The sequence below is a fragment of the Streptomyces amritsarensis genome (assembly GCF_001953875.1).
In the GTDB taxonomy this organism is placed as follows: domain Bacteria; phylum Actinomycetota; class Actinomycetes; order Streptomycetales; family Streptomycetaceae; genus Streptomyces; species Streptomyces amritsarensis.
In genome coordinates, this window is record NZ_MQUR01000020.1 from 13,487 (window position 1) to 26,493 (window position 13,007).

Below are 13,007 nucleotides of genomic sequence, written 5' to 3' on the forward strand. Positions count from 1 at the left end.
CTCATTGAACCTGCTGTGTGCACGTACTTCACTGGGCAAGGGTACGGCCGCCCGTGCGGACCCCTTCAGGGCCCCGCTTGCGGCTCGGGGCCGGGCTCGGCGGCGGGCTCGGGGCCGGGCTCCGGCAGGGGCCACGGCAGTTGCTTCGGCCGGCGGCGGCCCTTGGGCGGGCGGTCGGGGTCCTCGTCCGCGCGCGGCAGCCGCCGGTGGCCCTCCGAGTGGTCGTTCACCCAGCCGCACACGCCACAGGCGTAACGCCCGTCGAGCCCCGCGATGTAGGTGCCGCAGCGCCGGCACTCGGCCTCGGTCAGCTCGGGCGGCGGCAGCGGAGCGGTGGATTCGCGCCGCTCCTCGGGCAGGTGTGACGGGTGGTGCCGGCGGGTCATGGCCCGCAGCGTACGCGGGCGGAGGGGCCGAGTCCGTAAAGAGCCCTACCGATTCTGCACACGATCGGATGAATGTAGGGCAGAGAGGGCGGCGTGGGCGACGTTCGCCGCTACATTCACGCCGTTCAAGGGCCGGGACTCCGGTCCGTCACGTCAGGAAACCGTGGAGCCGATGACGGAACGACCTGCCCAGCGCGTCCCCAACCGCCAGCTGGCGGCGCTGATCGCGGAAGCCGGGTTCTCCAACGCCGGGCTCGCCCGCCGCGTCGACCAGCTCGGTCTGGAACACGGTCTCGACCTGCGGTACGACAAGACCTCCGTGACCCGCTGGCTGCGCGGCCAGCAGCCGCGCGGAACGACCCCGGCGCTGATCGCCGAGGTCTTCACCCGGCGGCTCGGCCGCCGGCTCTCCGCGCAGGACCTGGGCCTGGACGCCTGCGCCCCGGTCTACGCGGGGCTGGAGTTCGCGGCCACCCCCGAGGAGGCCGTGGACATCGCGAGCGGCCTGTGGCGCAAGGACTCCGGCTCCCACGCCGAGCTCCGCAAGATCGCCTTCACGCCGGCCGGGCTGGTCGTGCCCAGCCGGGACTGGCTGATCGGGCGGCCCGACGAACGCGTGGCCCGGGGCGCTGAACCGGCCGCGGCCCGCGTCCCGCTCCAGGGCCGGGCCTCGGTGCCCCGGCAGCGGCAGATCGACCGGGGGCCGGGGCAGCGCGTGACGGCGGGCGACATCGCCGCGCTGCGGTCGGTCGGCGAGCTGTTCCGGACCCTGGACCACACCTACGGCGGCGGGCACGCCCGCCAGGCCCTCGTGCGGTACCTGGAGCACGAGGCCGAGCCGATGCTCCGGGGGACCTACGGCGAGACCACGGGGCGGCGGCTGTTCGCCGCCGCCGCGGACCTGACCCGGCTCGCGGGCTGGACCTCGTACGACATCGCCGCGCACGGGCTCGCCCAGCGGTACTTCGTGCAGGCCCTGCGGCTCGCGCAGGCGGCCGGGGACCGCCCGTACGGCTCGTACGTGCTGGTCACCATGAGCCGGCAGGCGGTCTACCTCGGGCACGGCCGGGAGGCGGTGCAGCTGGCGCGGGTGGCCCAGCAGGGCGTGGGCTCCGGCCCGCCCCCGGTGGTGCAGGCGCTGCTGCACGCGGCGGAGGCGCGCGGGCACGCGGTCCTCGGCGAGGTCCGGGCCGCGACGGCCTCGCTGGTGCGGGCCGAGCGGGCGCTGGGCGCGGCCCGGCCGGGGGACGACGTGCCGCACTGGGCGCGGCTGTACGACGAGGCGCAGCTCGCGGACGAGTTCGGGCACTGCCACCGGGACCTCCAGCAGTACCGGGCCTCGGCGCAGCACGCGGAGCGGTCGCTGCAGCTCAGGGCCCCCGGCTTCGCGCGGTCGCGGCTGTTCTGCCGGGTGGTGCTGGCCACGGCCCGGCTGGGGCTGGGCGAACTGGACCAGGCGTGCGCCCTGGGTGCGGAGGCGGCGCAGCAGGCGATGGAGATGCGGTCGGTGCGGGCGGTGGAGTACGTACGGGACTTCGAGCGGCGGCTGGAGCCGTACCGGGACGCGTCGGCGGTGCGGACCTACCGGGACCGGGTGGCGGCGCTGTCCTGATCGCGGCGGGAACCGGGCGCCGGGGCCGCCGGGCCGCCCGGGTGCCGGGGTACGGCAGGGGCCCGGTCCCGAGGCGGGAGGACCGGACCCCTGTGTCGTGGGTGGTTCTCAGGCCGCCACCGGGAGTGCGGGCTCCGGGGCGACCGGGAGCGGGATGCCGAAGTCGCGCAGGATCGCGCCGCCTGCGCGGCGGGCCGAGTGCAGGGCGCCCTGGACGGTGTTGGTGTCGCGGTGGTCGCCGCACACGTAGAGCCCGGCCAGGACGCGCACCGGTCGGCGTCGGTCGTGCGGCGGGGGCATGGCGGGGACGGCCTCCGGGGTGTGGTGGACGGCCAGCAGCTCCCACTCGCGGGTGCTGGTGTCGTAGAGGCGGGCGAGTCGCGAGGCGACGGTGCGCAGCGCCGGCGGCGGGCCGAGCACGGTCGTGGTGACCAGGCTGCGGCCGGCCGGGGCCCGCGTCGGGTCGACCGCGCTCATGACGGCGGTGTGGGAGACGGGCCAGTTGGGGTCCCCGTCCAGGATCAGCGAGCCGTCCCGGGGCAGGGGGCCGGCGGTGGCGTGGTGCAGGACGGTGACCTCGTGGAACGCGGGCACGCGCAGTCCGGGCAGGAGTTCGGCGGCGGCGCGGGCGCCGGTGGCGAGCAGGACGGAGCGGCAGCGGAAGTCGCCGTGCTCCTCGGTGGTGACCAGGTTGGTGGCCACCGACCGGACCCTGACGCCGGTCCGTACCGTGCCGGGCGGCAGGCCCACCGCGAGCAGGTCGGGCAGGGCCGCCGCGCCGCCTTCGGGCACGGCGAGCCGGCCGCGGGCGAAGGTGCGCAGGGCCAGGTCGGCGACCCGGCTGGAGGTGGTGAGCTCCGGGTCGCGGAGCAGGGCGGCGAGCAGCGGCCGGAGCACGCCGTGCAGGGTGCGCGACGGCAGACCGCGGGTGCGCAGGGCGGCGGCCGCGGTGCGTTCGGGCCGGGCGAGCAGCTTGTCCTCGGGCAGCGCGGCGAGCCTGCCGAGGGCGGCGCTGAGCCGGGCCTGGTCGAGGGAGCCGCTGGCCAGGGCCCGGGCGGGAGTGAGGGACCCGGCCCGCAGCTGCCTGCCGTCGGTGTGGACCAGGACGCCGGGCGTGAAGGGGCGCAGGACCAGGGCCCGCAGGGCGTGGGTGCGCTCGAGTTCGCCGTACGCGGTGTTGAGCAACTGGGCGGTCCGGTCGAGCCGGAACCCGTCGGCCGAGGCGGTGGCCATCCGTCCGCCGGGATCGTCCGCGGCCTCCAGGACGGTGACCGTGACCCCGGCTGCGATCAGGTGGTGCGCGGCCGCGAGTCCTGAGACTCCGGCTCCTACGATGACGACGTCCGCATGGTGTGCGGCATTGGGTGCGCTGCTGAGCACGTGCCCCTCCCCGAGGTCGGCGCGGCTGTGTGGGGATCCTCCTTCCCTCAACCGGTCGAACGGGAACCCTCGTTGGACCGGGTATTGCGGACAACTCCGGTCGCACGACGGTCGCATCCGGGTCACGAACGGTCGCACACGGTCGCACGCCGATTAGTGGAGCGCGGCGCGGATGGCCTGTTCGATGTCGGGGTCGCGGAAGGTGAACCCGGACCGCAGGAGCCGGGTGGGGATGGCGCGCTGACCGCCCAGCACGTCCTGGGAGAACTCGCCCAGCACGACGCGCAGGGCCGCGGCCGGTACGGGCAGCACCGCCGGCCGGTGCAGTACCCGGGACATGGCGGCGGTGACCTGGCGGTTGGTCAGCGGTTCGGGGGCCGTGAGGTTGACCGGGCCGCTCAGCTCCGGGGTGTCGATGATGTGGCGCAGGGCCGCGACCTCGTCGTGGAGGGAGATGTACGGCCAGTACTGGCGGCCGTCGCCGAGGCGGCCGCCGACGCCGGCGCGGAAGAGGGGGAACATCCGCCCCCAGGCCCCGCCCTCCTTGGCGACGACCAGTCCGGTACGGGCGAAGGCGGTACGGATCCCGGCCTGCCGGGCGGGGGCGGCGGCGGCCTCCCACTCCACGCAGACCGAGGGCAGGAAGCCGTGTCCGGCGGGGCTGTCCTCGTCCACGGGCCGGTCGCCGGTGTCCCCGTAGTAGCCGACGGCGGAGCCGCTGACCAGGACGGCGGGCGGCTCGTCGAGGCCGGCGAGCGCGTTCGCGAGCGCGGCGGTGCCCAGGACGCGGCTGTCGCGGATCTTCCGCTTGTACGCGGCGGTCCAGCGGTGGTCCCCGATCCCGGCCCCGGCCAGGTGCACGACGGCGCCGCAGCCGGCCAGCCCGGCCGGGTCCACGTGGCCGCGCTCCGGATCCCACCGCGCCTCGTCCGCGCGGGCCGGATCCCGCCGGACGAACCGCACCACCTCGTGGCCGTCGGCCCGCAGGGACCGCACGAGTGCACTGCCGATGAGGCCGGTCGAGCCGGTGACTGCGATGCGCATGGGGCCATCCTGCCGGGTCGCTGCGCTGTGCTGCGGCGGTTCGGGGGTGCGTCGTCGGCTTTCGGGTGCGGCCCTCGCCCCGGCGGGCGCCACGGCACGGCGCTGCCCGCCCGCGCCTCAATCGCCGGCGGGGCTGGACGGGCCCGCCGGACCTGCGACCGAGGGCCTGCGACCGGCAGGATCGAGCCCGCCGTCGATGAAGGCGCGGGGGGCGGAGAGCCCCACGGAGGCCGGGCGGAGGCCGGTCCGTCAGGTGGTCGTGGTGCCGAGCCAGGTGCCGACGGCGTAGGTGACGGCCATGGCCAGGGCGCCGCCCGCCACGTTGCGGGCGACCGCGCGCGGCACCGGGGCCCCGCCGAGCCGTGCGCTGAGCACCCCGCACAGCGTGAGCGCCGCCAGCACCGCCACGACCGTCACCGGCACCCGCGCCGACGGCCCCGGCAGGAGGATCGCCAGCAGGGGCAGCAGCGCCCCCACGGTGAAGGCGACGAGGCTCGCGAAGGCCGCGTGCCAGGGGTTGGCCAGCTCGTCCGGGTTGATCCCGAGTTCCACCCGGGCGTGGGCGCGCAGGGCGTCCCGGTCCGTGAGCTGCTCGGCGGCCTCCCGGGCGACGTCCCGGCTCAGGCCGCGCTCGGCCAGCAGGTCCGTGAGCTCGTCGAGCTCGGCCTCCGGCTCCGCCGCCAGTTCCCGGCGTTCCATGTCGAGCGCGGCGCGCTCGGAGTCGCGCTGGGAGCTGACGGACACGTACTCCCCCGCCGCCATGGACAGGGAGCCCGCCAGCAGTCCGGCGACGCCCGCCGCCAGGATCGACGGGCGGGAGGTGGTGGCCCCGGCCACGCCGACCACCAGGCCCGCGGTGGAGATGATCCCGTCGTTGGCGCCGAGCACGCCCGCGCGCAGCCAGTTCAGCCGTGTGCTCATCTGCGCGCTCGCCGGGCCGCCGCCGGTGCCGTGCGCCTCGACGTGGGCCGGGCCGGGCGCCCTGCCCGGGCTGTCGTTTCCCGTCACGCCACCACTGTCGCGGCCCGGGGCCCGGGGAGCCACCCGGCGGACCGGTCCGGGCCCGGGGAGCCACCCGGCGGACCGGTCCGGGGTGCGCGGGCCCGGCTCCCGTAACAGGGTGGAGGGGTGAGACGCGGACGCGCTGAGCCGGGCGGGCTGCGCGGCGAGCCACCGCCGCGCTGGGCCCGGATCGCGCCCGCGGCGGCCCTGGTGGCGCTCGTCCTCGCGCAGGCGTTCACGACCGACGTGGAGCTGGGCTTCTTCCTGGCGGGCCTGCCCCCGGTGGCTGCGTTCGCGTACGGGGCGGCCGGAACCGCGATCTTCGCGGCCGTCGTCCTGCTGCTCCTGGGGGTGCACGACATCGGCGTCGCCCAGGCCAGGGGGACGGACCTGGCCACGGTGGCGGTCGTCGGGCTGCTGAGCGTGGTCATCGCCTGGGTCCGCCAGCGCCGGGACGAACAGCTGGTCAGTGTGCGGACGGTCGCGGAGGCGGCCCAGCTGGCGGTGTTGCCGCCGGTGCCGGAACGGGTGGGCGAGGTGCGCTGCGCGGGCCTGTACCGGGCGGCGCAGCGGGGCACGCTGGTGGGCGGTGACCTGTACGACGTACGGGTGGGGCCGTTCGGGGTCCGGGCGCTGGTCGCGGACGTGCAGGGGCACGGCCTGGCGGCGGTGGCCACGGTGGCGGCGCTGCTCGGGGCCTTCCGCGAGGCCGTGCTCGACGACGCGGAGCTTGCGGCGGTGGCGGTCCGGCTGGACCGCCGGCTGCTGGCGGACGCGGCGGACGCCCATGTCGACCATCCGGAGCTGTTCGCGACGGCGGTGCTGGTGGAGTTCCCGCACGGGCTGGACCTCGTACGGTTCGTCTCGTGCGGGCATCCGCCGGCGCTGCGGCTGCGGGGGGTCGAGGTCGACGAGGTGACCGTGGAGCCGGGGCCTCCGCTGGGCCTGGGGCTCGCGGGGCCGGATCCGCCGAAGGTGGTGGAGCTTGCGGTGCGGCCCGGGGACCAGTTCCTGCTGCACACCGACGGGGCGACGGAGGCCCGGGACGCGGCCGGGCACTTCTACCCGCTGGCCACCCGGGTGCCCGTGCTGGCGCGGGACCCGGGGGGCCTGGTCGGGGCGGTGTGGAAGGACCTGTCGGCCTTCACGGACGGCGGACCGGGCGACGACGTGGCCCTGCTGCTGCTCTCCCCGGACGGCCGTCCGTGACCCCCACCGCCGGCATGCGGTGAGGCGCCGTCACGACTCCTTGATGAACGCGCGCACCATCTTGCAGGTGACGTTGGACGGCCGGTGGATCCCCGTCCGGACGGCCATCGTCCGGATCTTCCGGTTGGTGGCGCGCTTGGCGTCGTACGTCCCCGAGTCGAGCAGGGATATGGCCAGCCGCATCGCCTTCAGACGGCGGTTGTGGCTCTCGTACCACTCGCGGGGCAGGCCCGCCGGCAGCGGCTTCTTCTGGACGGGCCGGACGGTGCTGGCAGTGGCCATCTACAGCCTCCCAAACGGTAGTTGGCTTCCTGTCGTTCTTCCTCGATTTTACCGGGGGGCACTGACAGAAGCCCCTGGCCGGACGGGCCCTGGATAGGGTTGGGGCCATGGAGATCTGGATCAACCCGGCGTGTTCCAAGTGCCGCAGCGCGCTCACCCTGCTGGACGCGGAGGGCGCCGAGTACACCGTGCGCCGCTACCTGGAGGACGTGCCCTCCGAGGAGGAGATCCGCGAGGTGCTGGGCCGGCTCGGGCTGGAGCCGTGGGACATCACCCGTACCTCGGACCCGCTGGCCCGGGAGACCGGCGTACGGGACCTGCCGCGCGAGGAGACGGACGCGGCGCGGGCCCGGTGGATCACCCACCTGGCCGCGCACCCGAAGCTCATCCAGCGCCCGATCATCACCGCCGAGGACGGCACCGCCGTGGTGGCCCGCTCCGAGGAGGCCGTCCGCGACGCGCTGTCCCGCACGGCCTGAGGCCCGTACGGCCTGAGGCCCGTACGCCCGCCCCGGACGCGGCGGGCGGTGCGCGGAGCGCGTCGGCCGGGCCGGTCACCGGCCGAGGGCCCGACCGTCGGCGAGGAGGCGGGCGATCTCGGCGGCGGCCGTCAGGGGCAGGGCGTGGTGCGGCGCCCCGGGCAGGACCTCGACCCGCGCGCCCGGCAGCGCCTCGCGCGCGGCGCGGGCCGCCCGGCGGGGGTCGTGGCAGCGGGCGCGCCCGGCGAACAGGACGTCCACCCTGAGGTCCGGATGTGCGAGGCGTACGAGGTCCGGGCGCGGGCCGGTGACCGGCCGGGCGGAGGGGAAGCGGGCGGTCTCGTCCTGGAGGCGGAGCCAGGCCGGGTCGAGGGCGGCCCCGCGGGTCTCCCAGGCCAGGAAGGAGCGGATCCGCTCCGGGGTGGGCCGCACCAGCACGGGCAGGGCGCGCAGGACGTAGCCGGGGCGGAGTCCGGCGAAGACCTGGGTCGGGTCGAGCAGGACGAGGCGGCCGAGCCGGGCGGGCCGCCGGGCGGCGTGGTGGGCGGCGATCCACGCCCCGTACGAGTGCCCGCCGAGGGTCACCGGTCCGTGCGGGCCGAGCCCGTCGAGCACCGCGTCGAGCCAGTCGGCGAGGTCCTCGGGGGTTCGCAGGGCCCGCCCGGGCGCGGGGACGCTGAGCCCCGGTTCGCCCGGGAGGTCCACGGCGTGCACGCGGTGGGTGCGGGCCGCCCCGGCGGCGGCGCAGGCGCCCCACACCGCGGAGGTGGCGCCGCCGCCCGGCAGCAGCACCACCGGCGGGGCGCCGGCCGGGCCGCAGCTGTTGACGCGGGTGACCCCGTAGGGCGTCGGCAGGTCGACGGACTCGACGGGTCCGGGCCATCCGGCGAGCACCTCACCGTAGGCGGCGCGGAAGGCGGCAGTGGAAGCGTCAGAGGAGGAGGTGGAGGGAGAGGGAGAGGGAGAGGCTGGGGAACGGTGGGACGGCGTCCGGGGCACGGGCTGCTCCAATGTCTCGCCAGGCGATAATCTCGCTTAACGAGATATTACCCAGGAGGCGATGTGCCCGACCACCCCGAGCCCGACCACGAGCCCGACAATCTGCAACTGGTGCACCTGCTGCGGGCGGTGGCCGTCGATTTCGGCCTGCGCCAGGCGGAGTTCGCCACTCGCAACGGCATGCACCCCACCGACGTACGGGCCCTGATCTGCCTGCTGGACGCGGCCCGCGCCGCCGAGCCGGCCACCGCGGGCCTGCTCGGCGCCCGGCTCGGCCTCAACTCGGCGGGCACCACTGCCGTGATCGACCGCCTGGAGCGGCTGGGCCATGTGGCCCGGATCCGCGACGAGCACGACCGGCGCCGGATCCTGCTGCGGGTGGAGCCGGCCGCGATCCGTCTGGGCCGGGAGTTCTTCGGGCCCCTGATCGACGGGGTGCTGCGGGTGCTGGACTCCTTCGATCCCGCCGAACGGGACGCCGTCCGCCGCTTCCTGACGGCCGCCCACACCGTCTTCGCGTCGGACCCGCAGCCTTGACCGCCACCACCGCCCCGAGCGGCGGCGGGCACTGACCGGGGCTCCGCGGGGGCGGCCCGGCGGGCGGCGGGGGCGCCGGGGTTCTTCACAACGCCCCCACCCGCGGTTCTCGTAGGGTGGCCGGAGCAGCAAAAGAGGACATACTGCACCTTAAGGACCCCGTCGTGACCGAGCAGCAGCCGCAGGAAGAGAGCCTGACCGCCCGCACGGCCCGGCCGCCCCAGCCGTCCCACCGGCGCGCCGACTGGATGTTCGGCGGGGTCTACGGGACGGTCCTGGCCAGCGCACTGATGGCCGCGCTGCACCAGGAGGGGGAGGACTTCACGCCCTTCTACGACGCCAGCTGGGTCCTGGTGACGGCGGCCACGGCCGGGCTCGCGCACGGCTACTCGCACCACATGGCCTCCCACCGGGCCAAGTCCGCGGGGCACCGCTGGCAGGTCCTGGGCCGGGCCCTGTGGAACGAGTGGCCACTGATCGCGGCCACCCTTCCCACCGTCCTGCTGCTGACCGCCGCGGGGCTCGGCGGCTGGGACGCCTACGACGTGACCGCCGGCGGGCTCGGCCTGAACACCGCCCTGCTGTTCGGCTGGGGCTCGCTCACGGCGCTCCGGGTCGGCCACCGGCTCGGTCGGGCCCTGCTGATCGGCCTGGCCGATGCCGCCATCGGCCTCGCCATCATCGTGGCCAACGCCCTCATCAAGTAGGGAGCTGCATCACGTAGGGAGCTGCGCCTCCGCCTGCGCCAGGATCTCCGTCAGCCGGGCGCCGAACTCCGCTCCGCGCGGATCGGGCACGCCCGTCCGGGCCGCGGTGAGCAGTGCGTCCAGGGCCCGCCCGTAGGCGCCCGGCACGTCGCTCCAGCCGGGCAGTTCGTGCACGCCCGCACTGCCGCGCAGTTCCAGTCCCACCCCGGCGGCCGCCTGCGGGGCGCCCAGGCTGAGCACGGCGGTGCTGGCCGCGCCGGAGGCGTGGCGCAGCGCCAACTGGACGACGTCGGAGGGGCCGCGGGCGGCGCTGACGCCGGTGACGTCCCCGAGGATCGGGATCAGGACGGACAGGGCGTGCGGTCCGACGTCCCACAGCCCGCCCTTGGCCTTGCGCCAGGGCGAGTCGGCGTAGGCGCTGGGCGTGCCGTCGGGCGGGAAGACGGCGCCGAGCCAGTGCGCGGCGGCCGTGAACCAGCCGGTGCGGGCGGCCTGCTCCTCCACCCAGCCCGCGGTGGGTTCGGCGAAGCGCAGGGTGAGGAAGACGACGGAGGCGACCTGGTGGCGGGCGACGGCGTCGGCGACGGCCCGGGCGTCCTGCGGGGTCGTCGCCACGGGCTTGTCGAGCAGCAGGTGGCGGCCGGCGGCGGCCGCGCGCACGGCGAGCGGGGCCTGTACGTCGGGCGGCAGGGCGAAGGCGACGACGTCACAGTCGGCGAACAGCTCGTCGGGGTCTTCGTACACCTTCACGCCGTACTTCTGCGCCAGCTCCGCCGCGGCTTCGGGCCGGCGTCCCCACACGCCGGCGAACTCGGAGCCGGCGTGCGCGGCGAGGGCGGGGGCATGGGTGCGGTGCGCCCAAGGGCCGGTGCCGAGCAGCCCGACCCGGGGGCGGCGGCCTGCGGCGGTCTGACCGGCGGCAGTTGGGGCGGTGGTCTCGGCGGGAACAACGGCACGGTCCGCGGCGGCGTCCCCGGCTGGGCTCAAATCAGACGAAATGCTCACGCGGCCAGTCTGCCCCACCCGGACGGGTGCTCGACCGCCAACCCGCACAAGCCGCCGGACCAGGGGCGTAAACCTCGGTAACACGGGGTTCACACACGGGCAACGGAAGAGAAATCGCGGGCGGGCACGCTGCGGTCAACACCGCAGCGATGAAGCAGCGTCCAGCAGCACCCGCAGAGTCTGAGGATGGGCCCGTGAGCTACAAGGCTGAGTACATCTGGATCGACGGCACCGAGCCGACCGCGAAGCTTCGCTCCAAGACGAAGATCCTGGCCGACGGCGCCGCGCTGCCGATCTGGGGCTTCGACGGATCGAGCACCAACCAGGCCGAGGGCCACGCCTCCGACCGCGTGCTGAACCCGGTGTTCTCCTGCCCGGACCCGATCCGCGGCGGGGACAACGTCCTCGTGCTGTGCGAGGTCCTGAACATCGACATGACCCCGCACGAGTCCAACACCCGCGCGCTGCTGCGCCCCGTCGCCGAGAAGTTCGCCGGCCAGGAGCCGATCTTCGGCATCGAGCAGGAGTACACCTTCTTCGACGGTGTCCGGCCGCTCGGCTTCCCGGTGGGCGGCTTCCCGGCCGCGCAGGGCGGCTACTACTGCGGCGTCGGCTCGGACGAGATCTTCGGCCGCGAGATCGTCGAGAAGCACCTGGACCACTGCCTGGCGGCGGGCCTGGAGATCTCCGGCATCAACGCCGAGGTCATGCCCGGCCAGTGGGAGTTCCAGGTCGGCCCGCTGGGCCCGCTGGAGGTCTCCGACCAGCTGTGGATCGCGCGCTGGCTGCTCTACCGCACCGCCGAGGACTTCAACGTCTCCGCGACGCTGAACCCGAAGCCGGTCAAGGGCGACTGGAACGGCGCGGGCGCGCACACCAACTTCTCGACGAAGTCGATGCGCGAGGACTACCGCGCGATCATCTCGGCGTGCGAGGCGCTGGGCGAGGGCAGCAAGCCGCTCGACCACGTGAAGAACTACGGCGCCGGCATCGACGAGCGCCTGACGGGCCTGCACGAGACGGCCCCGTGGAACGAGTTCAGCTACGGCGTCTCGGACCGCGGCGCCTCGGTCCGCATCCCGTGGCAGGTGGAGAAGGACGGCAAGGGCTACATCGAGGACCGCCGCCCCAACGCGAACGTGGACCCCTACGTGGTGACCCGCCTCATCACGGACACCTGCTGCACCGGCCTGGAGAAGGACGGCCTGGTCTGACGGCCCCGCCTCCCCCGGCACCGACGCCCGCCGCGCCTTCCCAGGCCCGGCGGGCGTCGTCGTCCTCACGCGGGCGACAGGAGCCGACGGTGGCGCAATCGGCCGACCGGTTGGGGGATTGTCCCGTTTCGCCCGCCCCGAAGACCGGATCATGAGACATCGTTCCATGATGCGAGACGCGGCCTGCCCCGGCGGCGGCTCTTCTGCTTGAATGAGGCCATGGCCAGCCACTCCCACACCTCGTCAGGTCGCAGCGACCTCGAGCCGTTCTGGCCGTCCCGTCAGGACCACGACTTCGATCGTGAGTGTTGCCGCGCGAAGAACGCGCCGGCCCTCTAAAGCCTCCGGGACCTCTCCTCCGGGCTTCCCCGAGGCCTTCGGTCTGCGCGGTACGACATCGACGACGCACCTACGTCTCCTGCCGACCACTCCGCGTGAAAGAGCTGACCACTCATGGCGAACACCCGCTCCCTGACCTCCGCTGCGACCGCCCCTCCCACCTATCCGCCCAGTCCCCGCCACCGGCTGCGCGCCGTGGACCGGGACGAGGTGGCCCGGGTCGTGGACTTCCTCCCGCCCGGCGCCACCTGGCTGCCCGCACCCCAGCACACCCTTCCGGCGCTGCCGGGCCAGCCGCCGATGGTCGGCTACCTGGTCCTCGTGCCGGCGGACCAGCAGCCTCCGATCGCCTTCGCCCCGCAGGCCGTGGCCGCCCCGGCGCAGCCGGTCCCCGGCGCCCGCCCCCAGCCCGCGGCCACCGCCACCGCGGCCGCGACCGCGGGGCCGGCTGCCGGCCGGGGCGACGCCCCGATCCGCATCGACGCCGCGCGGCGCACCGCCGAGGTCGACGGCCGCGTACTGGACCTGACGTACCTGGAGTTCGAGCTGCTGGCCCACCTCGTGCAGCACCCGCACCGGGTGCACAGCCGGGACCAGCTGGTCACCACGGTCTGGGGTTACGGCCACGTCGGCGACGGCCGGACCGTGGACGTCCACATCGCCCGGCTGCGGCGCAAGCTGGGCGGGTCCCACCGCGGTGCGATCCAGACGGTGCGCCGGGTGGGCTACAAGTACGCCCCCTGACCGACGACCCGGGAACGACGGTGGGCCCGTACTCCTGAACGGAGTACGGGCCCACCGCTTCCACCGCT

General features: G+C 75.2%; 14 protein-coding genes. 7 read left to right on the forward strand and 7 right to left on the reverse strand.

Going from position 1 to position 13,007, the window contains the following annotated elements; translation table 11 throughout:
* Positions 1 to 65 precede the first annotated feature (65 nt).
* Positions 66 to 386, reverse strand: coding sequence for a hypothetical protein (locus AVW11_RS11695; protein ID WP_060178212.1), 321 nt, complete (start codon positions 384 to 386; stop codon positions 66 to 68).
* A gap of 172 nt (positions 387 to 558) precedes the next feature.
* On the opposite strand from AVW11_RS11695, the gene AVW11_RS11700 reads away from it, so the two are divergent.
* Complete coding sequence (locus tag AVW11_RS11700) at positions 559 to 1,998, forward strand: NsdA family TPR-like regulatory protein (protein ID WP_030849245.1); 1,440 nt, start codon at positions 559 to 561, stop codon at positions 1,996 to 1,998.
* Positions 1,999 to 2,106: 108 nt separating this feature from the next.
* On the opposite strand, the gene AVW11_RS11705 is transcribed toward AVW11_RS11700, so the two are convergent.
* The 3 genes from AVW11_RS11705 to AVW11_RS11715 form a co-directional block, all read right to left on the reverse strand.
* Positions 2,107 to 3,378 carry an NAD(P)/FAD-dependent oxidoreductase gene (locus AVW11_RS11705; protein WP_076043947.1) on the reverse strand — a complete coding sequence of 424 codons (1,272 nt, stop codon included), beginning with the start codon at positions 3,376 to 3,378 and terminating at the stop codon, positions 2,107 to 2,109.
* 153 nt (positions 3,379 to 3,531) lie between these two features.
* Positions 3,532 to 4,422: a TIGR01777 family oxidoreductase gene (locus AVW11_RS11710; RefSeq protein WP_060178214.1), complete on the reverse strand. Its 891-nt coding sequence runs from the start codon at positions 4,420 to 4,422 to the stop codon at positions 3,532 to 3,534.
* A 249-nt stretch (positions 4,423 to 4,671) separates the two neighbouring features.
* On the reverse strand, positions 4,672 to 5,343 hold the full coding sequence (locus AVW11_RS11715; RefSeq protein WP_060178307.1) for a VIT1/CCC1 transporter family protein: 672 nt from the start codon (positions 5,341 to 5,343) through the stop codon (positions 4,672 to 4,674).
* A gap of 207 nt (positions 5,344 to 5,550) precedes the next feature.
* Between AVW11_RS11715 and AVW11_RS11720 the strand changes: the two genes are divergently transcribed.
* The gene (locus AVW11_RS11720; protein WP_076043948.1) at positions 5,551 to 6,633 is read left to right on the forward strand and encodes a PP2C family protein-serine/threonine phosphatase; all 1,083 of its coding nucleotides are present in this window, start codon (positions 5,551 to 5,553) and stop codon (positions 6,631 to 6,633) included.
* Between the two features lie 30 nt (positions 6,634 to 6,663).
* On the opposite strand, the gene AVW11_RS11725 is transcribed toward AVW11_RS11720, so the two are convergent.
* Positions 6,664 to 6,915 carry a hypothetical protein gene (locus AVW11_RS11725; protein ID WP_030032818.1) on the reverse strand — a complete coding sequence of 84 codons (252 nt, stop codon included), beginning with the start codon at positions 6,913 to 6,915 and terminating at the stop codon, positions 6,664 to 6,666.
* Positions 6,916 to 7,022: 107 nt separating this feature from the next.
* Between AVW11_RS11725 and AVW11_RS11730 the strand changes: the two genes are divergently transcribed.
* Complete coding sequence (locus AVW11_RS11730; protein WP_060178215.1) at positions 7,023 to 7,394, forward strand: ArsC/Spx/MgsR family protein; 372 nt, start codon at positions 7,023 to 7,025, stop codon at positions 7,392 to 7,394.
* Positions 7,395 to 7,469: 75 nt separating this feature from the next.
* Here AVW11_RS11730 and AVW11_RS11735 read toward each other — a convergent pair whose 3' ends face one another.
* The gene (locus tag AVW11_RS11735; RefSeq protein ID WP_060178216.1) at positions 7,470 to 8,288 is read right to left on the reverse strand and encodes an alpha/beta fold hydrolase; all 819 of its coding nucleotides are present in this window, start codon (positions 8,286 to 8,288) and stop codon (positions 7,470 to 7,472) included.
* Positions 8,289 to 8,456: 168 nt separating this feature from the next.
* Here AVW11_RS11735 and AVW11_RS11740 point away from each other — a divergent pair, with 168 nt between their 5' ends.
* Together AVW11_RS11740 and AVW11_RS11745 are read left to right on the forward strand one after the other, a co-directional pair.
* Entirely contained in the window at positions 8,457 to 8,930 is a 474-nt protein-coding gene (locus AVW11_RS11740) for a MarR family winged helix-turn-helix transcriptional regulator (protein ID WP_060178217.1), read from the forward strand.
* A 164-nt stretch (positions 8,931 to 9,094) separates the two neighbouring features.
* Complete coding sequence (locus AVW11_RS11745; protein ID WP_225884709.1) at positions 9,095 to 9,637, forward strand: hypothetical protein; 543 nt, start codon at positions 9,095 to 9,097, stop codon at positions 9,635 to 9,637.
* Between the two features lie 9 nt (positions 9,638 to 9,646).
* On the opposite strand, the gene AVW11_RS11750 is transcribed toward AVW11_RS11745, so the two are convergent.
* On the reverse strand, positions 9,647 to 10,516 hold the full coding sequence (locus AVW11_RS11750) for a Gfo/Idh/MocA family protein (protein WP_037833632.1): 870 nt from the start codon (positions 10,514 to 10,516) through the stop codon (positions 9,647 to 9,649).
* A gap of 320 nt (positions 10,517 to 10,836) precedes the next feature.
* Between AVW11_RS11750 and glnII the strand changes: the two genes are divergently transcribed.
* Complete coding sequence (glnII, locus tag AVW11_RS11755) at positions 10,837 to 11,856, forward strand: glutamine synthetase (protein ID WP_030849218.1); 1,020 nt, start codon at positions 10,837 to 10,839, stop codon at positions 11,854 to 11,856.
* A gap of 453 nt (positions 11,857 to 12,309) precedes the next feature.
* A complete protein-coding gene (locus tag AVW11_RS11760; protein ID WP_076043949.1) occupies positions 12,310 to 12,939 on the forward strand; it encodes a winged helix-turn-helix domain-containing protein in 630 nt (209 codons plus the stop codon).
* Positions 12,940 to 13,007: the final 68 nt, after the last annotated feature.

Excerpts from the sequence above, each read along its gene's own strand:
- AVW11_RS11760 (WP_076043949.1), top strand. The coding sequence starts at position 12,310 with ATGGCGAACACCCGCTCCCTGACCTCCGCTGCGACCGCCCCTCCCACC.
- AVW11_RS11730 (WP_060178215.1), top strand. The coding sequence starts at position 7,023 with ATGGAGATCTGGATCAACCCGGCGTGTTCCAAGTGCCGCAGCGCGCTC.
- AVW11_RS11695 (WP_060178212.1), bottom strand. The coding sequence starts at position 386 with ATGACCCGCCGGCACCACCCGTCACACCTGCCCGAGGAGCGGCGCGAA.
- AVW11_RS11715 (WP_060178307.1), bottom strand. The coding sequence starts at position 5,343 with ATGAGCACACGGCTGAACTGGCTGCGCGCGGGCGTGCTCGGCGCCAAC.
- AVW11_RS11700 (WP_030849245.1), top strand. The coding sequence starts at position 559 with ATGACGGAACGACCTGCCCAGCGCGTCCCCAACCGCCAGCTGGCGGCG.
- AVW11_RS11710 (WP_060178214.1), bottom strand. The coding sequence starts at position 4,422 with ATGCGCATCGCAGTCACCGGCTCGACCGGCCTCATCGGCAGTGCACTC.
- AVW11_RS11725 (WP_030032818.1), bottom strand. The coding sequence starts at position 6,915 with ATGGCCACTGCCAGCACCGTCCGGCCCGTCCAGAAGAAGCCGCTGCCG.